Consider the following 20,954-nt stretch of genomic DNA (forward strand, 5'->3'; position numbering starts at 1 on the left):
CCTACCAGCCCAGAGGCAGACGGACCTTGGGCTCGTGCGGCCCGCGCTTCAGGAAGCCGGTGTCCTTGCGGAAGTCGCCGGCCTTGGAAAGCGCCGGAACCTCGTAGACCTTCTTGGCCATGGTTCTGATCCCTTCTCTCGCTGGGTTTCTGGCGAGCCGGCCCCGTCCCGGGATGCGGTGACCGCTCACGAGGATCCTCGGCCGCGGGCGTCCGGCCGCTCAAGGTGCGGCCGGTGCCCAACACGCTCCGTGGTGCTGCCCGTCGGGACGGCCCCGCGCCTCCGGTGCGGTCGCCACCTGGGAGGAGAAGCCTTCCGCTCAGCCGGATCCGGTGGGCCGCAGGCGGTGGATCAGCATGGTCTTCTTGGGTTGTTGCTCACTCTCCGCATGAGCTTCCTTGGCACCAGCCCGGCTCGTGGCGGCCCCGGAGGCTGGCCGGCCGTGCCGCGCGGTACGCCCGTGGCGGGCGGCCACCCTGGGCATCCGCTCGATGGCGGAGATGATCGCGGCGCGCGGGATGCCCGAGACGTCGGCGATGTTGACGACCCGCTGCAACTGGTCGGAGATGTCGTCGAGGTCCATCGGCTGCGTGCCGTGGAGCACGACCGCGCCGCGCCCCCTGCCGAAGTCGATGAGTCCTTCGCTGCGCAGCAGCCGCAGCGCCCGCAGGATGGTGTTCTTGTTGGCTCCGTACTCCCGGCCGAGCTGGTCCGCCGGGGGGAGGTGCTCCCCCTGGGCGTACCGTCCGGCGGCGATGTCCATCCTGAGTCGCGCCCGGATCCGGGCGTAGAGCGGCTCTGCCCCGGTGCTGGCCTGGGCGCGGATGTGGGCCGTTCCCGGCACTGATGACATGTCGTGGATCCCCCTTCTGGCTCAAGTTGTGCTCAAGCTCGCGCGCCGTGCCGTCGGCTCGCCGGCGCAGGGGATCGGTCTGGCGTCGAGGCAGCGCGACGGCGGCTCCCGGGTGGTCGGGTCGGGAGCCGAAGGCTGCCACCGCCTTCCCCCTGGTCCGGCATCGACTCATGTCGATTCTTCGGTGATCTGGATCTTTCACGTCGGTCGACGGCCGGTGCAGCGGTACCGTAGCCCGGCGCTTGACGGTCTTCAACCAGCTCGGCCAGAGTGGGCGTTGCGCAGATTCACCTCAGTGGAGAACGCAGCGATACACGTACCGGATCCCGCCCGGATCCCGCACCGGAGTGCGTGCGGGAGCCCTGCATCAGGCCCGAAGGGGATGGACGCCGTGCCGGAGAACGCCGATCACAGCTTCGCCGACAAGCTGAACCGACTCTTCGAGACCGTCCGGCCCGACACCACCCACGAGTACAGCAACGAGCAGGTGGCGTCGGCCATCCGGGAGACCGGCGTCTCCATCTCCCAGTCGTACATCTGGCAGTTGCGCAAGGGCCGCAAGACCAACCCGACGCTCCGTCATCTACAGGCACTGGCTGACTTCTTCGGCGTGCCGACGGCCTACTTCGTGGACGACGTGGCGGGCGCGCGGATCGAGGAGCAGCTCTCGGCACTCGCCTCCGAGCAGGCACGGCTGCGCGAGGCCGCCCAGGGCAGTGACGTGAAGCTGATGGCCATGCGCGCGGGCCAGTTGTCGCAGGAACACCGCAAGCAGGTGATGGACCTGCTGGACATCGTCTACCGCCTGGAGCAAGCCGAACGCGGTGGTACGCCTGGGGATGATGGCCGAAATCGTCCTGGATCATGACGGTGTGACTCCGTTGGATGGCAGACCAGGACGCGGGATATCCACCAGCGGAGTAGGTCTTGAACGAACGACGGTTACGCAAGCGGTGTCGCTCCGTCCTGCGAGAGCTGGGCATCACACCCCCCCTGCACGTACCCGAGCTGTGCCGACTCCTCGGCGAGCACCGCGGACGGCCGATCCGGCTGGTCCCGTACTCCCTGCCCGTCCCCGGCCCCTACGGTCTGTGGATCGCCGGAGCCCACGCGGACTACATCTTCTTCCAGAAGGAGACCAGCCAGGCGCACCAGGACCACATCGTCCTGCACGAGGTCGGCCACATCCTCGCGGACCACGCGGGCGACCAGGCGGATGACGCCGTGTGGCAGGAGCTGCTGCCCGATCTGTCCGTCGAGGCGATCAACCGGGCGCTGAGGCGCACTTCGTACGTCGAGGAGCGGGAGCGCGAGGCCGAGCTCGTCGCCACCATCATCCTCGAATGGGCCTCGGTCCTCGACCGGGTCACGCCCCGCGCCCCCGGTGACGCCTCGGTGCGCCGGGTGCACACGGCGCTGGCCGACCGGCAGGGATGGCTCTGACCGTGCTCTCCGTGGTGCTCGCCGTCGTCCTGTACGGTTCCCTGCTCTGGACGGGAAGGCAAGGGCTGCGCGACCCGTCCGACCGTATGCTCCGCGCGGTGTTCCTCTGCCTGCTGTGCGCGGGCCTCTCTTTCCCCTTCGGTGTCCCGGCCGGCGCCCGGCTCATGGACGGCCTGACCGGGGACGGTGCCGCGAAGCTGGCGCAGAACCTCTGCCTGCTGGGCACGGTCCACTTCCTCGGCTGCTTCTTCATCCACGCGGCCTCGAACCCGGCGACCGCGACCGCTCGGGTGCGGCGACAGACGGTGCCACTCGTCGCGACCGCGGCCGTGATCACGCTCGCGATGGCGCTGACCCCCGGGGTCGAGCGGAGCCACACGTACGCCACCGCCGACATGCGGGAGCCGGGCGTCGCTGTCTTCTACCTCATGGCCGGCGCCTATCTGACGTACGCCCTGACCATTGCGCTGGTGTGGACGGTGCGGTACGCCCGGCTGGCGGGCCGGCCACTGGTGGCCGGGCTGCGGATGCTGACGGCCGCGCTGGCCGGCATGGTGCTCGCCTCCGTGGTCCGTGAGGCCGCGACACTCGTGCGCCTCCTCGGCGGGGAGGTACCGCACCCCGTGATCGTCGGGGCGAAGCTCGCCCTCGACCTCGCGATCCCGCTGTTCGTGACGGGGGTGGTCTGGCCCGGTCTCGTGACACGGTGGGCGAGCATCCGGGTGTGGTGGCACCACGGCCGCGTGTACCGCGAACTCGCCCCACTGTGGACGGAGTTGCACGCCGCGTTCCCGGAGGACGCGCTCGAACGCACCCGGTCCGACCGCTGGTGGGACGGGCTGACCCCGCGCAGCGTGCACCGCCGCTACTACCGACGCGTCATCGAGTGCCGGGACGGCCTGGTCCGGATCAGTCCCCATCTGGCGCTGATGGCGGACACCAAGGTGCCTCTGGAGCCCGAGGTCGCGGCGATCCATCTGCGCACGGCTCTCCGGGCGTACGCGGCGGGCGAGGAGGCACCGTCGCAGGCGGTGCCGGTGGCGCTGCCCGACGGGGACGGCGGACTGGAAGACGATGTACGGCAATTGACACGGATGTCCGAGGCCCTGGCGGCTTCGCGCGCGTGAGGAACGGAGCACCGATGGAGACGGAAACGCTGATCTCGGCCGGGCTCGTGGTAGTCGGGCCCCACGAGCGACGGCTGTCCGACGGAGCGGTCCTGGTCCGCGGCGGCGTGATCACGGACGTCGGGCCGCGCGCGGAGGTGGAGGCCCGCGCCCCCGCCGGCCTCGCACGCCACGACCATCCGGACGGCACGCTCCTGCCCGGCCTCATCGACGCGCACGTCCACCTCGCGCTGGACGCGGGCCCCGACCCGGTCACCGCGTTGCGGGAAGCCGACGACGCCACGGTGGCCAAGGGAATGGCCGACCGGGCGCACGCCCTGCTGGACTCCGGAGTCACCACCGTGCGGGACCTGGGCGACCGCAACGGTCTGGCGGTACGGCTGCGCGACACCATCGCGGCCGGCCGGCTGCCCGGCCCCCGGATCCTGGCCGCGGGCACACCCGTCACGGGCCCCGGCGGCCACTGCTGGTTCCTGGGCGGCGAGGTCTCGGGAGCGGATGCCATCCGCGACCTGGTACGCCGAAACGCGGAACTGAGCGTCGACGTCATCAAGGTGATGGCGACGGGCGGGGGCATCACCAAGGAGGGACCGCCGATCTGGTCCGCGCAGTTCACGGCGGAGGAACTGCGCGTCGTGGTGGCCGAGGCGGCCCGCGCCGGTCTCTCGGTGGCGGCCCACGCCCACGGCACCGAGGGCATCCGGGCCGCGGTCGAGGCGGGAGTGACCACGATCGAGCACTGCACCTGGATCGACCAGGACGGCTTCCGGCTGATCGACGACGTGGTCGACGAGATCGTGGCCAAGGGCATCCACGTCTGCCCGGCCGCCAGCCCGGACTGGCGAGGCTTCGCCCAGCGCTTCGGCGCCGAACGCGCCGAGACGATGTTCAGCGGGCTGCGCAGCATGCGGGAGCGGGGGGTCAGCCTGATCACGGGCACGGACGCCGGGGTGAGCCGCGCGGTCTTCGACGACTTCGTCTCCAGTCTGGAGTTCTTCGCCCACCTGGGCTGCACACCACCGGAGATCGTGGACCTGGCCACCCGGCGCACGGCCGAGGCCCTCGGCCTCACCGACACCGGAACCCTCACCCCGGGACACCGCGCGGACCTGCTGGTCGTCCGGGGCGACCCCCTGCGGGACCTCCAGGCTCTACGCGACGTACGCCTGGTGATGGCTGCAGGCAGGGTGCACCGGTGACGCCTGACCGCAGGTCAGCGTTGGTTTGGGCGGTGTTCACCGACACCCGCCCGCCTCGGCGTATCAGCTCGATGAACGCCTTCGGCGAGCCGTAGGTGCCCCAGGAGAGCGGCAGACCCCCGCCAGGTGCTGCCGACGCGTCTCCCGCTCGGTCGGCGGCCAGTTGCGCCACTTGGTACCTCGACACCGACAATCCCAGAGCCCGGCAGGCAACGCGATGCGGTATGCCCTCCTCGGTCTTGCAGCCGCTGATCACCTCGACCACCATGACTGGCTCGCCATATCCACTTCACCCGCAAGGCCAGGAATCACGTGCATACATCACGCACCATCTCGAGCTCGCAAATGCGCTTGTCACTCTCCCTGGCCTCGGCCCGCAGCCGCTCTAGCTCCGCCCGCTCTCCCGCAACCGACCACCAGTCGGCTCGGCCATCGCCGGCTCCGACGACGGCGACCCGTCGCGCCGGAACCGCGAGACCCATCTATGCAGCGTCCCGGGATGAACACTCAAAGTCCTCGGACACCTCCGGAATCGGCTCCCCGGTCTCCGTCACGATCCGTACCTCCCCTTCATGGAACCCGACGCCGCCGATGTGCTTCCAGGATGCCCTGAACCCCCAACTATTCCTACGTCACTGTCGCCGCAGTGGAACGAGAGGTGCAGGGCGAAAGTCGCCCCCGGGCTGAGGGCAGACACACAAGCCGAATGGCCTTGACCGCCCTCCTACACACCTGACGCTCCGTCAGATCGAGCGGCAGACGAGCGTCGAGGCTGCCTCGGGTCGGCTCTGTGAAAACCGGAGGAGCAGCACTCGCCTCCCAAGTCACTGGTTGAAAGTGCAGGTCAAAGGCACTCGCCCGGCAAACGACGCACTCCACGTCGTGCGCTCCGGGAAACAGGTCGAGCACACCCGCCTCCTCCTGACCAATCCGAGAAAACCGCAGGTCAGAGGCCCTTTTGGGCAGGCTCCAGAATTGCCACGCACTCCACGTGGTGCGTCATCGGGAACAGGTCGAACGCCCGCAGCGTGCGCACCCGGTAGCCGCCGTCCCGGAAGTACGCCAGGTCCCGCGCCAGCGCGGCCGGGTCGCAGGCCACGTATGCGATCCTTCGGGCGCCCAGTGACGACAGGTGCTGGACCGTCTTGCGGCCGGCGCCCGCCCGGGGCGGGTCGAGGACGATCAGGTCGACCTCCGAGATGCCCGTGCGCGGCAGGACCGACTCGACCTTGCCCTGCTCGATGCGCACCCGCTCGAAGTCGGCCAGGTTGTGCCGCGCGTCCTCGACCGCCCGCTTGCCGGACTCGATGCCCAGCACCGCGCCCTGGTCGCCGACCCGGTCGGCGAGCGCGCCGGCGAAGAGGCCGACGCCGCAGTAGAGGTCGAGCGCCATGTCGCCCTTGCGCGGCAGCAGACCCTGCATGACCGCCGTCACGAGGGTGTCGGCCGCCTTCGGGTGCACCTGCCAGAAGCCGCCGTTGCCCACGCGGTGGGTCCGGCCGTCCGCCCGCTCCCGGACGAAGGGCCGGCCGTGCACCCGGTGGACACCGCCCGAGCGCTCGTCGACGCGCAGGACGGAGACCGGACGGTCGAGTTCGACCAGGGGCAGCCGCGCGCCCGGCTTCGGCGTGAGGATCACCTGGCGGTCCTGGGAGCCCGTCGCGGCGATCGCCTCGACGGAGTCCATGCCCGTCCAGACCCGCTTCTCGACGCCCAGCTCGCTGACGCCCTCCGCGGCGATCATGCAGTGGTCGATGGGCTCGACCTCGTGGGAGCGGTGCCGGCGCAGCCCCGCCCGGCCGTCGGCGGTGACGGCGTACTGGACGCGGGTGCGCCACGCCGGGACCTGGCCGGCCGGCACCTTGTCGCCCTCGGCGGGCAGCACCGTGCCGTCCCAGCCGGCCTCCTCGGGGGTGAGCCCGGCCAGGTGCTGCAGCTGTTCGGCGACGACGTCGGCCTTCAGGCGGCGCTGCGCCCCGGGCTTGGCGTGCTGCCAGTCGCAGCCGCCGCAGCGGCCGGGGCCCGCGAAGGGGCAGGGCTCGTCGATGCGGTCCTTGGAGGCGTCGAGCACGCGCACGGCGTCGGCCCGCAGGAACCTCGCGCCCTCCTCGCCCTCGGTCACCCGCGCGACGACCCGCTCACCGGGCAGGGCGTGCCGCACGAACAGCACCTGGCCCTCGGACGTACGGGCGATGCAGTGGCCGCCGTGGGCGACGGGGCCGACCTCGACCTCGTACTCCTCCCCCACCAGCGACTTCCTCGGTTCTGCCTGCATGGCGGGGTGACTCCATAACGCGTGAGGGGGAAGGGCCGCACGGAAACGGCCGGACAACAGCCCACCAGTCTACGTGGCTGCCGCCCGGCCGATTCACACGAGCCGTGGTCTCACGACGTGGACTCGGTGTTCTCCTTCGACCGCACCTGCGCCGGGCCGCGGCGCACCGAGCCGGGCGCGTTCCAGTTCTGCTGCCTGCGGGCGCGCCGCTTGGCCGCCTCGGAGGACTGCAGCTGGTACGGCACCGAGGTGACCATGATCCCCGGCGTGAAGAGCAGCCGGCCCTTCAGCCGCAGGGCGCTCTGGTTGTGCAGCAGGTGCTCGTACCAGTGGCCGACGACGTACTCGGGGATGATCACGGACACCGCGTCGCGCGGGGACTCCTTGCGCAGGCTCTTGACGTACTCGATGACCGGCCGCGTGATCTCGCGGTAGGGCGAGTCCAGGACCTTCAGGGGTACGTCGATGCCGCGCCGGTTCCACTCCTCCTGCAGGGCCTTGGTCTCGGCCGGGTCGACGTTGACGCTCAGGGCCTCCAGGGTGTCCGAGCGCATCAGCTTGGCGTAGGCCAGGGCACGCAGCGTCGGGCGGTGGATCTTGGAGATCAGCACGACCGAGTGCACGCGGGAGGGCCGGACGCTGTCGTCGCTCGGGCCCTCGGGGGCGGCGATCTCGGCGGCGACCCGGTCGTAGTGCTTACGGATGGCCGTCATCGTCGCGTAGAAGATCACCATGCCGAGCAGGGCGACCCAGGCGCCGTGGGTGAACTTGGTGAGCAGGACGACGACCAGCACCAGACCGGTGAAGAAGGCGCCGAAGGTGTTGATCGCACGCGAGCGGATCATGTGGCGGCGCTTGGCCGGGTCCTTCTCGGTGGCCAGGTGCCGGTTCCAGTGCCGGACCATGCCGGTCTGGCTGAGCGTGAAGGACACGAAGACGCCGACGATGTACAGCTGGATCAGGCGGGTGGAGTCGGCGCCGTAGACGCCGACCAGCAGGGCGGCGGCGCCGGCGAGGAGGACGATGCCGTTGGAGAAGGCCAGACGGTCGCCGCGGGTGTGCAGCTGGCGCGGCAGGTAGCGGTCCTGGGCGAGGATCGAGCCGAGCAGCGGGAAGCCGTTGTAGGCGGTGTTGGCGGCCAGGAACAGCACCAGCGCGGTGGCGGCGGCCAGGATGACGAACAGGATGCTGTCCGCGCCGAAGACCGCCTCGGCGACCTGTGCGATCACCGGGTGCTGCACGTAGTCGGGGCCGAGCGGGACGCCGTTGAGGACGAGGTCCTTGGCCGGGTTCTCGGCCATGCGCACGTCGGTCGCGGCGGCCAGCGCGATGATGCCGCAGAACATGGTGACGGCCAGCAGGCCCATCATGGCGAGGGTGGTCGCCGCGTTCTTCGACTTGGGCTTGCGGAAGGCGGGGACGCCGTTGGAGATCGCCTCGACGCCGGTGAGGGCGGCGCAGCCGGAGGAGAACGCGCGCAGCAGCAGGAAGACCAGGGCGAAGCCGGCCAGTCCCTGGTGCTCGGGCTTGATGACGTAGTCCGCGGTCGGCGCCCGCATGGTGTCGTCCAGGACGAGCCCGCGGAAGGCGCCCCACGCGAGCATAAGGAAGACGCCGGCGACGAAGACGTACGTGGGGATCGCGAACAGCGAGCCGGATTCCTTGACGCCGCGCAGGTTCATCAGCGTCAGCAGCACGATCACGCCGATCGCGCAGGCGACCTTGTGCTCGACGACGAACGGGATCGCCGAGCCGAGGTTCTCGATGCCGGAGGAGATCGAGACGGCGACGGTGAGGACGTAGTCGACGAGCAGGGCGCTGGCGACGGTCAGTCCCGCCTTGGGCCCGAGGTTGGTGTTGGCCACCTCGTAGTCGCCGCCGCCGCTGGGGTAGGCGTGCACGTTCTGTCGGTAGGAGGCCACCACGGTGAACATCAGCACGACGACCGCGACGGCGATCCAGGGGCTGAAGTGGTACGCCGTCACGCCCGCGATCGACAGGACCAGCAGGACCTCGCCGGGCGCGTACGCCACGGAGGACAGCGGGTCGGAGGCGAAGACGGGGAGGGCGATGCGCTTCGGCAGGAGCGTTTCCCCGAGCCGGTCACTGCGCAGGGCGCGCCCGATCAGGAGCCGTTTGGGCACGTCGGTCAGTTTGGACACAACAGAGGATCGTAAGCGTTCGATTGCCGGGGTGCCCACCCGCCACCCCCCAACGACGTCCCCTCTGCTCTCCGAGTGAATTCAGTGACCGGTGCGGCTGGGGACTGCGCAGGTCACGTGCTTGGCGTGCCTAGATGTCTAGGCCCTGTCCACGATCGGCCGCCCCGCCTCCCGGAGGTCCCATGCACACGACCGCAGAGCTGATCGGCGCAGCGGCCGCACTGGTCGTCCTCGGAATCCTCACGGTGGCGAGCGTGAGGAGCATCAGCCGGCGCAAGGACGCGTCGCGGGAGGCCCGCGGCGGAGGCCTGCCGTAGCCCGCGCTCCCACCGACCGGAGCGGCCCGTCCCCGTTCCGGCCTGCGGGCGGCGCCGTCTCGCCCACCCGGCCCGTCACCGCCCCCCTGGAGCCGGCCCGTCACCGTCCCCCTGGAGCCGGCCCGTCACCGTCCCCCTTGAGCCGGCCCGTCACCGTCCCCCTTGAGCCGACCGCCACCGTCTCCCGTGAGCCGACCCGCCACCGTCCCCCTTGAGCCGGCCCGCCGCCGGTCCCGCTCCGCGCCCGGACCCGCCCCCGTTCCGCTTCGGCACGCCCGTCCGGCCGCCGATCCCTTTCCGCGCCCGGCCGGCCGCCGTTCCGCATCCGCACGCCCCGGGCAGCCACCGTCCCCCCTCCGCACGCCCCACCAGCCGCCGATCCCCCGCCGCACGCCCCGGCCGGTCGCCGATCCCCTTCCCCGTGCGCGACCGACCCCCACCCCCGACCCCGATCCCCGGGCCGGCCGCCGTCACGGTCCGGGCCCGACCCGCCGCCGCTCCCACCTGCCGCTTTCCGTCTGCCCGGCCCGCCGCCGCCGTTCCTCCTCCGCCACCGCGGCCCGCAGCTCCGCGAGGCCGATGCTGTCCGTGCGGGTCGACGGGACCGTGCAGGCGTAGGCGCCGGCCACGGTGCCGTGCAGGGCGCAGCGGTGGGGCGGTTCGCCCTGCAGCCAGGCGTGGAGGAACGCCGCCGCGAAGGCGTCGCCCGCGCCGTTGGAGTCGACGACCGGGGCGGGGGGCCGGGCGGCGGGTACGTGGGTCAGCTCCCCGTCGGCCAGGAGGTACGCCCCGTCGGCCCCGGCGGTGGCGACGACGACGCGGGCCCGTCCCCGCCCGGCGATCCCGCGCATCGTGCGCTCCGGGTCGTCCAGGGCCGCGGCGGACAGGAAGACCAGGTCGGCCTGGCGGGCGAAGGTCTCGTGGTAGGGATCGGCGCCGTCCCAGTCGTGCAGGTCGGTGGAGATCGTGACGCCCGCCTCCCGCAGGACGGGCAGCGCGTGGGCGCACGGCTGGGTGATGACGACGTGGGCGTGCCGGCTGGACGCGGCCAGTTCGCGTACGAGGGTCTCGGGCAGCCGGTCGGCGTCGGCGGACCGCGTGGCGTCGTACAGGGACATCCGCCGGCCGTCGGGGCCGACGAGGTTGACGGCGCGCTTGGTGCCGAGCGGCTGGGGGACGGCCGTGAGCGGGACGGCCCGGTCGCGGTGCAGCGCGCGGACCAGGTCGCCCTCCGGGTCGTCGCCGAGCAGGTCGAGGTGGTGCGTGCGCAGGCCCAGCGCGCTCGCCGCGAGGGCGACGAAGTCCCCGCTCTGCCCCGCCCGGGTCACGATGCCGGGGCGGATCATGTGGCTGTCCGCGAACGGCACGGGCAGTCCGGGCACGTGCACGATGGTGTCCACGCCGGCCCCGCCCAGCACCAGTACGTCGATCTCGTGGTTCACGACGGCCCTCTCCCTGCCTCCCGGGGACGGCCGGAGTCCTCGCGGCCCCGTCGGCAACCCCCCGCGCTTTGCCGATACGTTGGAGTCGGACAGTCGAACACGGCACCGGCCCCGGAGGGCATCATGGCGTGATCGCACCGGCATGATGTTGCCTGGCGGCCCGCACGCAGGCCGCGACGTGATGCCTGGCGAGCCGAAAGAGAGACATGAGCACGACATTCATGAAGGTCAGAGGGCCTGCAGGAAGCACGGTGTGACGCGATGCATATTGTCATCATGGGTTGCGGAAGGGTGGGTTCCGCTCTGGCCCAGAACCTCGAGCAACAGGGGCACACGGTCGCCGTGGTCGACCAGGACCCCACCGCCTTCCGCCGGCTGGGCTCGGGATTCGGCGGCCGCCGCGTCACGGGCGTCGGCTTCGACCAGGACACCCTGCGCGAGGCGGGCATCGAGGAGGCCGGCGCCTTCGCCGCCGTCTCCAGCGGTGACAACTCCAACATCATCGCCGCCCGCGTGGCCCGTGAGATGTTCGGCATCGAGAACGTCGCCGCCCGCATCTACGACCCCCGCCGCGCCGAGGTCTACCAGCGCCTCGGCATCCCCACCGTCGCGACCGTCCGCTGGACGGCCGACCAGATGCTGCGCCGGCTGCTGCCCTCCGGCGCCGAGCCGCTGTGGCGCGACCCCACCGGCGGTGTCCAGCTCGCCGAGGTGCACACCTCCACCGCCTGGGTCGGTCACAAGATCAGCCGGATCCAGGAGGAGACCGGCGTGCGCGTGGCCTTCCTGACCCGGCTCGGCGAGGCGGTCCTGCCCACTTCGCAGACCGTGCTGCAGGAGGGAGACCTGGTGCACGTGATGATGCGCACCGACGAGGTCGACAAGGTCGAGGCGGCGTTCGCCAAGGGTCCCGAACAGGAGGGCGGTCACTGATGAGGGTCGCCATTGCCGGAGCCGGCGCGGTCGGCCGCTCGATCGCGGGCGAACTGCTGGAGAACGGCCACGAGATCCTGCTCATCGACAAGGCGCCGACCGCCATCTCGGTCGAGCGCGTCCCGCAGGCCGAGTGGCTGCTCGCCGACGCCTGCGAGATCACCTCCCTGGACGAGGCCGCGCTGCAGCGCTGCAACGTCGTCATCGCCGCGACCGGCGACGACAAGGTCAACCTGGTCGTGTCCCTGCTGGCCAAGACCGAGTACGGCGTCCCGCGCGTCGTCGCCCGGGTGAACAACCCCAAGAACGAGTGGCTGTTCAACGAGTCGTGGGGCGTGGACGTCGCCGTGTCCACCCCGCGTCTGATGTCGGCCCTGGTCGAGGAGGCGGTGAGCGTGGGCGACCTGGTCCGTCTGCTCCGCTTCAGCCACGGCGACGCCAACCTCGTCGAGCTGACCCTGCCGGAGGAGTCGGCCCTGGCCGGCACGCAGGTGGGTGACGTCCAGTGGCCCGAGGACACGTCCCTGGTGACGATCATCCGCGGCACCCGGGTGCTGACCCCCACCAGGGAGGACTCCCTGGAGGCGGGCGACGAGCTGCTCTTCGTGGCCGCCCAGGCCCGCGAGGAGCAGCTGGAGGACCTGCTGTCGGTACGCCGGGACGGCGCGGCGGGCTGACACCCGCCCCGCGGACGACGAAGGAGGGGCGCCCCCGGCCGGGGGCGCCCCTCCTCGTCGGATGACGGGCACTCACTGCTCGGCGGAGCGGGCGGCGGCCTGCCGCTCCCGCTCCTCGGCAGCCTTCTCCTCGGCCTCCATCTCGGCGAACACGTCGATCGGCGCGGGCGCCTTGGCCAGGAACACCCAGGTCAGCCACACGGCGAGCAGGAACGGCGGGATCTTCAGGGCGACCAGGACCCAGCCGAGCTGGGTGGTGTCGGCCCACCAGTACAGCGGGAAGAGGATCGCGCACTTGGCGAGCAGGATCGCACCCCAGGCGTAACTCGCCTTCGCGTAGGCCTTCTTGCGGCCGGGGTTGCGGGTCCGCCAGGACAGGTTCTCCTTGAAGACCGGCCCCAGGATCAGCCCGATCAGCGGCACCCCGCACAGGGTCGTGACGATGTAGGCGAGGCCCAGGCCCAGCGTGTAGAGCATGCCGGGCAGGTAGAAGTCCTTGGCGTTGCCGGTCATCATCGCGAAGACGACACCGAAGGCCACGCCGAAGACACCGCTGAAGGCGTGCTTGACGGTGTCCTTCATGACCAGCCGGACGGCGACCAGCACCAGCGACACCGCGAGCGCCGCGATCGCCGACAGGTGCAGGTCCTTGTTGATCGTGTAGATGGTGACGAACAGCAGGCCGGGCAGCACCGTCTCGACCATGCCCCGCACGCCGCCGAACGCCTCGAACAGGGCGGCCTCGGTCACCGCCCGGGCGTCGTCCGCAGAATTCTCTTCGGTCGGCTTGTCGAGCGACGTCACCGGCTACTCCCGTCCGAGGGGTCTCAGTTCGTACTTGGGGTTGAACAGCACCCGGCGGCCCCGGCTCATCGAGATCCGGCCCGACGCGATCAGCTTGCGCCCCGGCTCTATCCCCACGATGGAACGCCTGCCGAGCCACACCACGTCCAGTGCGGCCGTGCCGTCGAACAGCTCGGCCTCCAGCGTCGGGACTCCGGCCCGCGGCCGCAGGGTGACCGTGCGCAAGGTACCAGTAACCGTCACTATCTCGCGGTCCTGGCAGTCTCCGATCCGGATGCAGCCGGTGGTCTCGGTGTCCTCCCGCAGTTCCTCGGACTCCAGGTCCTCCTGCGACGAGGAGAGCCGGTCGAGCATGCGCCGGAACCGGCCCGCCGGCTTCTCGGAACGAGAAACAGCACTCATATCTGAAGCGTACCGGGGCCTGCCGCCAACTCCGTACCCGTGTGGTGAGGGCCTCGTCTCCCGACCCGGTGCCCCGTCCGGCCGGGGCCCGTACGCTCACTTCTCGAACCGGTACCCCATCCCCGGCTCGGTGATGAAGTGCTTCGGGTGGGAGGGGTCGGCCTCCAGTTTGCGCCGCAGTTGCGCCATGTACACGCGCAGATAGTTGGTCTCCGTCCCGTACGACGGCCCCCACACCTCCTGCAGCAACTGCTTCTGCCCGACCAGGCGGCCGCCGTTGCGCACGAGCACCTCCAGCAGGTGCCACTCCGTGGGCGTCAGCCGTACGTCCCTGCCCGCCCGGTGGACCTTCTTCGCGGCCAGGTCGACGGTGAACTCGCCGGTGTCCACGAGCACGTCGTCCTCGCCGCCGTGGGCCGGCTCGGCCCGGCGCACGGCGGCCCGCAGCCGGGCCAGCAGCTCGTCCATCCCGAACGGCTTGGTGACGTAGTCGTCGGCGCCCGCGTCCAGCGCCTCGACCTTCTCGTCGGAGGAGTGCCGGGCGGACAGCACCAGGATCGGCACCCGGGTCCAGCCGCGCAGCCCCCGGATCACGTCCACGCCGTCCATGTCCGGCAGCCCGAGGTCGAGGACGACCACGTCGGGGTGGCGTGCGGCGGCGAGCCGGAGGGCGGTGGCACCGTCGTGGGCCGCGTCGACCTCGTACGTGCGTGCCTTGAGGTTGATCACGAGGGCGCGCACGATCTGCGGCTCGTCGTCGACCACCAGGACGCGGGTCATGAGACCTGCCTTTCGGAGTCTGCTGCGGACAGGAGCGAGGGGCGGGAGTGCGCCGCGCGGAGGGTGAGGACCATGGTCAGTCCGCCTCCGGGGGTGTCCTCGGCGGCGAGGGTGCCGCCCATGGCCTCGGCGAAGCCGCGCGCCACCGCCAGGCCGAGTCCCACCCCGGCCCCGCGCGGGGCGTCGCCGTAGCGCTGGAACGGCTCGAATATCCGGTCCTTGGCCGCGTCGGGCACACCCGGCCCCCGGTCGACCACCCGCACCTCCACCCGGTCGGCGAGCGCGCTGGCGGCGACCAGCACGGGCACATCGGGTGGGGCGTACTTGACGGCGTTCTCGACGAGGTTGGCCACCGCCCGCTCCAGCAGGCCGGGGTCGACGGCGACCATGGGCAGCGTCTCCGGGACGTCGAGCTCGGCGCTGCCCTCGGGCACGCCGCCGAGCGCCACCGGTACGACCTCGTCCAGGTCGACCTCGCGGATGAGCGGGGTGACGGTGCCGGTCTGGAGGCGGGACATGTCGAGCAGGTTGCCGACGAGGTGGTCGAGGCGGTCGGCGCCCTCCTCGATGCCCTCCAGCAGTTCCGCGCGGTCCTGCTCGGACCAGGCCACGTCCTCGGAGCGCAGCGAGGTCACCGCGGCCTTGATCCCGGCGAGCGGCGTGCGCAGATCGTGGCTGACGGCGGCGAGCAGAGCCGTGCGGATGCGGTTGCCCTCGGCGAGCGTGCGGGCCCGGCCGGCCTCCTCCTGGAGTCGGCTGCGGTCCAGGACGACGGCGGCCTGGGCGGCGAAGGCGGCCAGCACCCTGCGGTCCTCGGCGGGCAGGACACGACCGGTGAGGGCCAGGGCCATGTGATCCCCGACCGGCATGTCCACATCGGCCTGGTCGGGCCGCTCGACGGGGCGCCCGCGGCCGACGCGTCCGGCACAGGTCCAGGGCTCGACGTCGCCGGCCCGCTCCAGCAGGGCCGCGGACTCCATGCCGAAGGTCTCCCGGACCCGCTCCAGCAGCTCCTCCAGGCCGGTCTCGCCGCGCAGCACGTTCCCCGCGAGGAACGAAAGGATCTCGGACTCCGCCCGCAGCCTGGCCGCCTGGTGGGTGCGGCGGGCGGCGAGGTCGACCACGGACGCGACCGCCGCCCCGACCGCCACGAAGATCACGATGGCGACGATGTTCTTCGGGTCGGCGATGGTCCACCGGTGCAGGGGCGGCGTGTAGAAGTAGTTGAGCAGCAGGGAGCCCACGGCCGCCGAGGCGAGCGCCGGGAGCAGACCGCCGAGCAGGGCGGCCGCCACGGTCAGTGCGAGGAACAGCAGCATGTCGTTGGCCAGGCCGAGGTCGACGGTGCTGAGCAGGGCCGTCAGGACCGGCGGCCCGGCCACGCCGGCGAGCCAGCCCCACAGGCGCCGGGACCGCCCGAGGCGCGCGCCCCGGGCGACCGGGAGGCCGCGGCCCTTGGCGACCTCGCCGTGGGTGACGATGTGCACGTCCAGGTCCGGCCCGGACTCGCGGGCCACGGTCGCGCCGACGCCGGGCCCGAAGACGTACTGCCAGGTCTTGCGGCGGGAGGAGCCGAGCACGATCTGGGTGGCGTTCACCCCACGGGCGAAGGCGAGCAGCGCGGCGGGTATGTCGTCCCCGACGACGTGGTGGAACGTTCCGCCCAGATCCTCGACCAGGGTCCGCTGCAGCGCCAGTTCCTTCGGCGAGGCCGAGGTCAGCCCGTCGCTGCGGGCTATGTAGACGGCGAGCACCTCGCCGCCGGCGCCCTTCTCGGCCAGCCGTGCGGCCCGGCGGATCAGGGTCCGGCCCTCGGGGCCGCCGGTCAGGCCGACCACGATCCGCTCGCGCGAGCCCCAGATCCGCGACACGCCCTGCTCGCTGCGGTACCGCGTCAGATAGGCGTCGACCCGGTCGGCCACCCACAGCAGCGCCAGTTCGCGCAGCGCGGTGAGGTTGCCGGGACGGAAGTAGTTGGACAGGGCGGCGTCGACCTTGTCGGGCCGGTAGATGTTGCCGTGCGCCATCCGGCGCCGGAGCGCCTCGGGCTCCATGTCGACCAGCTCGATCTGGTCGGCCCGGCGGACCACCTCGTCCGGCACGGTCTCCTGCTGCCGCACCCCGGTGATCGACTCGACGACGTCGCCGAGGGACTCCAGGTGCTGGATGTTGACGGTCGAGACGACGTCGATCCCGGCCGCCAGCAGTTCCTCCACGTCCTGCCAGCGCTTGGTGTGGCGGGAGCCGGGGACGTTGGTGTGGGCGAGTTCGTCCACCAGGGCGACGCGCGGGCGGCGGGCGAGGACGGCGTCGAGGTCCATCTCGGTGAAGACCCCGCCCCGGTACTCCAGCTCCCGGCGCGGCACCTGCTCCAGCCCGCGGAGCATGACCTCGGTGCGGGGGCGGTCGTGGTGCTCGACGAAGGCGACCACGCAGTCGGTGCCCCGCTCGACCCGGCGGTGCGCCTCGGACAGCATCGCGTACGTCTTGCCGACGCCCGGTGCCGCACCGAGGTAGATACGGAGCTTGCCGCGTGCCATGGCCTCATTGTCTTCCGGTCTGCTGCTTTCGCAGCGTCGACCCTACGACCGTCGGGGGCGGCGCGGCGGTGCCGGACGCGTCACCGGGGCCGTCCTTGACGGAACCCTGACGCGCCCGGCCGTCCGGCCGCCCAGCGGCTCACGCGGGGTTGTCGCCGTGGGTGAGGGTCTCCCACGCCACGAAGAGGTTGTTGGAGCCGGCGGGGCGGCCTCGCAGGGTCAGCGTCTCGGTGTTGGTCATGGCGTGCCCGAGGCGGTTGGCGAGGGCGTTGTGGCCGACCTCGGGTACCGGGCCGAGTCCCAGCTCGAGGGAGCCGCCGCACAGCCAGCTCGGGACGGCGCTGCCGAGTTCGTACTTGGCGTGGAAGCCGAGCCCGTGCCGCAGCCGCTCCCCCACGTCCGTGCCGTAGAGGTCCTGGCCCTGGATCCGGCTGGTCTCGGCGACATGGGAGATCGCCGAGAGGCCGTAGCCGGTGTGCGTGAAGTCGCGGCAGGTCTCCTGGCTGAGCCCGTTGACGAAGGTGGACTGTCCCTGCCAGTACTTGACGACCTTGTCGCGGGTGTCGAGGTTCTGGCTGGGGACGGTCCTGGGCAGTGCGCCGTCGGACTCCAGGTAGACGTAGGCGGCCGTCCGGGTGCGGAACTTCGCCATGGCCTTGTCGTACGAAGCCTTGTCCTCCAGGAAGACGGAGATGCCGATGGCGGCTTCCATCATCGACAGCTCCCAGTTCCCGTTGGAGTGGGAACCGTTGATGATCTCGGGCAGGTAGACGGTGCGGAGCATGGTGGCGAAGCGCCCGGAGTCGGCCCAGGTGCCGGTGTACGTGTACTTGATGATCTCGGCCGCCCGGGGCCAGGTGGAGCCGGCCCAGCCGGTCTGCAGGGGCGCGTTGCTGTTGGTGTGGTCGCGGAGCACGGCGGACCAGGCGTCCATCAGCTCGATCGCCTTGCGGGCGTGCCGTTCGTCGCGGGTGATGTACCAGGCCAGGGCCTGGGTGTAGGCGGCGATCGCGTCCTCGCGCTCGTCGGTGCAGCCGTAGTTGGGGTTGGAGTAGGAGCCGCACTCCACGACCGCCCGGGGCTTGGGGGCGCGGTTCAGGTCGGCGTACTTGCTCGCCATCATCCGGTCGAAGGCGCCCTTCCAGGGCTGGGCGCCGGCGCCGACCTGGGAGCGGGCGAAGTCCAGCTGGCCCTTGGAGACGGTGACGCCGGGGTGGACGAAGGCGGCGGGAGCGGTGGGAGCGGCACCGGCGGGCCAGGCGAGGACCCCGGCGACGAGGGCGGCCGAGGCGGCGAGGAGAGCGGTTCTGCGCATGCGTGGGGGGCCTTCCGTTCTCGTATGTGAACGTGAAGCGCCTTTATGAACGGGCGCGTTGGTCGGAGACGGTAGGTACGGACCATTGCGCCGTCAAGGTTCCGCGCACGGGAAAGGGCCGCACCCCCTACGGGATGCGGCCCTGCTGTCGCGTGGCCTCAGCGGACCTCGGTGATCTCCGGTCCGCGCTGGAGCTGTCCCATTCCGCCGGCGAAACGGGAGCCCTCCTCCTGCTGCACGCCCTCGGGAACCATCTGGGCGTCGTTCGGCAGCTTCAGGACGATGGGGTCGCGGGGCGCCATCGGGCCCTCGCCCCGGACGACGACGGTGTCCCGGAAGATCTGCTCCAGGAGCCCGGCGGCCTGCGGCTGCACCGCGCCCTGGCCCGAGATCACCCCGCGCAGGAACCAGCGGGGGCCGTCCACGCCGACGAACCGCACGACCTGGAAGCCGCCGGTGCCGTCCGGCAGCTGCACCGGCACCTGGGCACGCAGCTCCCAGCCCAGCGGACCCTCGACCTCGTCGACGATGCCGCCCTGCTGGGTGATGCCGGTGCCGATCTCCTCGCGCACCTCGCCCCAGATGCCCTCGCGCTTGGGCGCGGCGAAGGCCTGCAGCTGGATGGCGCTGTCACGCAGGACGACCGTCGCGGCGACGATCGCGTCCCCGGCGACCTCGACCCTGAGCTCCATGCCGTCGACGCCCGGCACGAACAGACCGCCCAGGTCGACGCGGCCCTCGGCCGGGTCGCGGACCTCCGAACTGTCCCAGGGCCCGTCGGGGCGGGGCGCCGGCTCGAGCCTCAGACGCTCGCCCTCGGCGTCCGCCTCGGTGTCGACACCGTCGACGACCTGCTCGGCCTCGCCGGCCGCGTCCTCGGCGGCATCCCTCTTCTTGCGACGTCCGAACACGTCACTGTCCTTCCCGGTCGGATACGACCGAAGCGTATCGATTCCCACCCGTCCGACCGCCCATGGCGGCCTGACCGCTTGTGCCGCTCGTCCCGTCCACCGCGGCATGGCCTCCGGTGGACCCGAAGCCCCCCTCGGCGCGCACGGAGCCGGGAAGCTCCGCCACCTCGCGGAAGCGGACCTTCTCGACCTGCTGGACGACCAGTTGGGCGATCCGGTCGAAGCGCTCGAACCGCACGGCCTCGCGCGGGTCGAGATTCACCACGATCACCTTGATCTCCCCACGGTACCCGGCATCAACCGTCCCCGGGGCATTCACCAGGGCGACGCCGCAGCGAGCGGCCAGACCGGATCGCGGGTGCACGAAGGCCGCGTACCCCTCCGGCAGCGCCACAGACACCCCCGTGGGCAGCACGGCCCGCTCCCCCGGGGCCAGCTCGCACGACTCGGTCGTCCGCAGATCGGCCCCCGCGTCCCCGGGATGCGCATACGACGGGAGCGGTACGTCCGGATCGACGCGCCGGATCAGCAGTTCCACCGGCTCACGGCTCACCGGCGCGGGGTCCACGGACTCACGGCTCACGGGTTCACCTCGAAGGCACGGGCGCGCCGGACCTGGTCCGGGTCGCTCATGGCGGCCCTGATCTCCTCGGGGCGGCCGTGGTCGACGAAGTGGCCGACCTCGACCTCCACGAAGAGCGCGTCGGCCCGCACGGCCACGGGCCCGTCGGGACCGCCCACGCGTCCGGTCGCGGTCGAGTAGATCTTCCGTCCGGCGACCGCCGTGACCTCGGCCTGGAGGTGCAGCGTGGTGCCGACCGGCACCGGCCGCACGAAATCGGTCTCCAGCCGTCCGGTCACGGCGATCGTGCGCAGCAGCCAGTTCAGTGAGCCGAGGGTCTCGTCGAGGGCGCTGGTGAGCACGCCGCCGTGCGCGAGGCCGGGAGCGCCCTGGTGTGCGGGCTGCACGGTGAACTCGGCGGTGAGGGACACGCCTTCGCCGGCCCGGGCCTCCAGGTGCAGCCCGTGGGGCTGTTCGCCGCCGCAGCCGAAGCACTGACCGTAGTGCGCGCCCAGGAGCTCACCGGGCGCCGGCGCGTCCGGGTGCCGCACCGGTGACACGGCGTCGGCCGGGGGCTGAAGAGCTGGGGAAGTACGACTCACAGCCGCAGACCTTACCCGCGCGTCGGCCCGCTGCGGACACCGTGCCAAGCTTGGCTCCATGCAGCTCTCCGCCGCCCCGTACGAAGAACGCCTGACCGCCCCGCGGACCTGGTGGCTGATCTCGCTCCTCGTGGGGGTCTCCCTGGCCCTGGTCCTGCTCCCGTTCGGCACGCTGCCGATGCTCGGCGGGCTGGCCGGGGGCACCGCGGTCGCGGCCGTCGCCGCCAGCTCGTACGGATCGGTCCGCATCCGCGTCGTCGGGGACTCCCTGATCGCGGGCGAGGCGAAGATCCCGGTGACGGCCCTGGGCGAGGCCGAGGTGCTGGACGCCCAGGAGGCCCGCGCCTGGCGCACGCACAAGGCCGACCCGCGCGCCTTCATGCTGTTGCGCGCCTACATCCCGACGGCGCTGCGCGTGCGGGTCACGGACCCGGAGGACCCCACGCCGTACCTGTACCTGTCCACGCGCGAGCCGGAACGCCTGGCCGCGGCCCTCACGGCCGCGAAGACGAAGTAGCACACCCGCGCGGACGGTCACCGGGCCGGAGGACGGACCGGCGCCCGGCGCAGCGGCGGGCCGGTTCCCGGACGCGACGCAGGTCAGGACCCC

At 71.8% G+C, this 20,954-nt stretch carries 21 protein-coding genes; 8 read left to right on the forward strand and 13 right to left on the reverse strand.

The features are described from left to right. Position 1: 1 nt before the first annotated feature. Complete coding sequence (locus tag Q5694_RS25130; protein WP_107069644.1) at positions 2 to 121, reverse strand: keywimysin-related RiPP; 120 nt, start codon at positions 119 to 121, stop codon at positions 2 to 4. Positions 122 to 319: 198 nt separating this feature from the next. Continuing rightward, positions 320 to 853 carry a GntR family transcriptional regulator gene (locus tag Q5694_RS25135; RefSeq protein ID WP_333935605.1) on the reverse strand — a complete coding sequence of 178 codons (534 nt, stop codon included), beginning with the start codon at positions 851 to 853 and terminating at the stop codon, positions 320 to 322. 391 nt (positions 854 to 1,244) lie between these two features. On the opposite strand from Q5694_RS25135, the gene Q5694_RS25140 reads away from it, so the two are divergent. From Q5694_RS25140 to Q5694_RS25155, 4 genes are read left to right on the forward strand one after another with little or no spacing between them, the layout of a single operon-like run. Continuing rightward, positions 1,245 to 1,721 (forward strand): helix-turn-helix domain-containing protein, encoded by a 477-nt coding sequence (locus Q5694_RS25140; protein WP_333935606.1) that lies wholly within the window; start codon positions 1,245 to 1,247, stop codon positions 1,719 to 1,721. Between the two features lie 59 nt (positions 1,722 to 1,780). Next, positions 1,781 to 2,296, forward strand: coding sequence for a hypothetical protein (locus Q5694_RS25145; protein WP_333935607.1), 516 nt, complete (start codon positions 1,781 to 1,783; stop codon positions 2,294 to 2,296). Beyond that, positions 2,287 to 3,423 carry an MAB_1171c family putative transporter gene (locus tag Q5694_RS25150; protein ID WP_333935608.1) on the forward strand — a complete coding sequence of 379 codons (1,137 nt, stop codon included), beginning with the start codon at positions 2,287 to 2,289 and terminating at the stop codon, positions 3,421 to 3,423. The genes Q5694_RS25145 and Q5694_RS25150 overlap by 10 nt, the downstream gene beginning before the upstream one ends. A gap of 14 nt (positions 3,424 to 3,437) precedes the next feature. Further along, positions 3,438 to 4,622, forward strand: a complete 1,185-nt coding sequence (locus tag Q5694_RS25155; protein ID WP_333935609.1) for an amidohydrolase family protein — start codon at positions 3,438 to 3,440, stop codon at positions 4,620 to 4,622. Positions 4,623 to 5,568: 946 nt separating this feature from the next. Here the strand turns inward: Q5694_RS25155 and Q5694_RS25160 are convergent. Together Q5694_RS25160 and Q5694_RS25165 are read right to left on the reverse strand one after the other, a co-directional pair. Then, entirely contained in the window at positions 5,569 to 6,897 is a 1,329-nt protein-coding gene (locus Q5694_RS25160; RefSeq protein ID WP_333935610.1) for a class I SAM-dependent RNA methyltransferase, read from the reverse strand. Positions 6,898 to 7,007: 110 nt separating this feature from the next. Then, positions 7,008 to 9,059: an APC family permease gene (locus Q5694_RS25165; protein WP_333935612.1), complete on the reverse strand. Its 2,052-nt coding sequence runs from the start codon at positions 9,057 to 9,059 to the stop codon at positions 7,008 to 7,010. A gap of 182 nt (positions 9,060 to 9,241) precedes the next feature. Here Q5694_RS25165 and Q5694_RS25170 point away from each other — a divergent pair, with 182 nt between their 5' ends. Then, the gene (locus Q5694_RS25170; protein ID WP_333935740.1) at positions 9,242 to 9,376 is read left to right on the forward strand and encodes a hypothetical protein; all 135 of its coding nucleotides are present in this window, start codon (positions 9,242 to 9,244) and stop codon (positions 9,374 to 9,376) included. 470 nt (positions 9,377 to 9,846) lie between these two features. On the opposite strand, the gene Q5694_RS25175 is transcribed toward Q5694_RS25170, so the two are convergent. Continuing rightward, positions 9,847 to 10,818 (reverse strand): adenosine kinase, encoded by a 972-nt coding sequence (locus tag Q5694_RS25175; protein ID WP_333935613.1) that lies wholly within the window; start codon positions 10,816 to 10,818, stop codon positions 9,847 to 9,849. 261 nt (positions 10,819 to 11,079) lie between these two features. On the opposite strand from Q5694_RS25175, the gene Q5694_RS25180 reads away from it, so the two are divergent. After that, on the forward strand, positions 11,080 to 11,751 hold the full coding sequence (locus Q5694_RS25180; RefSeq protein WP_062929554.1) for a potassium channel family protein: 672 nt from the start codon (positions 11,080 to 11,082) through the stop codon (positions 11,749 to 11,751). Continuing rightward, on the forward strand, positions 11,751 to 12,428 hold the full coding sequence (locus Q5694_RS25185; protein ID WP_333935614.1) for a potassium channel family protein: 678 nt from the start codon (positions 11,751 to 11,753) through the stop codon (positions 12,426 to 12,428). The genes Q5694_RS25180 and Q5694_RS25185 overlap by 1 nt, the downstream gene beginning before the upstream one ends. Positions 12,429 to 12,500: 72 nt before the next feature. Here the strand turns inward: Q5694_RS25185 and Q5694_RS25190 are convergent, their stop codons facing one another. The 8 genes from Q5694_RS25190 to Q5694_RS25225 form a co-directional block, all read right to left on the reverse strand. Then, positions 12,501 to 13,232, reverse strand: coding sequence for a DUF3159 domain-containing protein (locus Q5694_RS25190; RefSeq protein ID WP_333935615.1), 732 nt, complete (start codon positions 13,230 to 13,232; stop codon positions 12,501 to 12,503). 3 nt (positions 13,233 to 13,235) lie between these two features. Then, on the reverse strand, positions 13,236 to 13,634 hold the full coding sequence (locus Q5694_RS25195) for an OB-fold nucleic acid binding domain-containing protein (protein ID WP_333935616.1): 399 nt from the start codon (positions 13,632 to 13,634) through the stop codon (positions 13,236 to 13,238). A gap of 96 nt (positions 13,635 to 13,730) precedes the next feature. Next, entirely contained in the window at positions 13,731 to 14,414 is a 684-nt protein-coding gene (locus Q5694_RS25200) for a response regulator (RefSeq protein ID WP_333935617.1), read from the reverse strand. Beyond that, positions 14,411 to 16,954 (reverse strand): sensor histidine kinase, encoded by a 2,544-nt coding sequence (locus tag Q5694_RS25205; RefSeq protein ID WP_333935618.1) that lies wholly within the window; start codon positions 16,952 to 16,954, stop codon positions 14,411 to 14,413. Before Q5694_RS25205 ends, Q5694_RS25200 begins: the two co-directional genes overlap by 4 nt. Before the next feature lie 139 nt (positions 16,955 to 17,093). Beyond that, positions 17,094 to 18,269, reverse strand: coding sequence for an alginate lyase family protein (locus Q5694_RS25210; protein ID WP_333935619.1), 1,176 nt, complete (start codon positions 18,267 to 18,269; stop codon positions 17,094 to 17,096). 158 nt (positions 18,270 to 18,427) lie between these two features. Continuing rightward, positions 18,428 to 19,180, reverse strand: coding sequence for a DUF3710 domain-containing protein (locus Q5694_RS25215; RefSeq protein WP_333935620.1), 753 nt, complete (start codon positions 19,178 to 19,180; stop codon positions 18,428 to 18,430). A 1-nt stretch (position 19,181) separates the two neighbouring features. Continuing rightward, entirely contained in the window at positions 19,182 to 19,718 is a 537-nt protein-coding gene (gene dut, locus Q5694_RS25220; protein ID WP_333935621.1) for a dUTP diphosphatase, read from the reverse strand. A gap of 41 nt (positions 19,719 to 19,759) precedes the next feature. Continuing rightward, complete coding sequence (locus tag Q5694_RS25225) at positions 19,760 to 20,344, reverse strand: PaaI family thioesterase (protein ID WP_333935623.1); 585 nt, start codon at positions 20,342 to 20,344, stop codon at positions 19,760 to 19,762. A gap of 58 nt (positions 20,345 to 20,402) precedes the next feature. On the opposite strand from Q5694_RS25225, the gene Q5694_RS25230 reads away from it, so the two are divergent. Next, positions 20,403 to 20,861, forward strand: coding sequence for a DUF3093 domain-containing protein (locus Q5694_RS25230; RefSeq protein WP_333935624.1), 459 nt, complete (start codon positions 20,403 to 20,405; stop codon positions 20,859 to 20,861). Positions 20,862 to 20,954 lie beyond the last annotated feature (93 nt).

Source organism: Streptomyces sp. AHA2, from assembly GCF_036857595.1.
GTDB lineage: Bacteria > Actinomycetota > Actinomycetes > Streptomycetales > Streptomycetaceae > Streptomyces.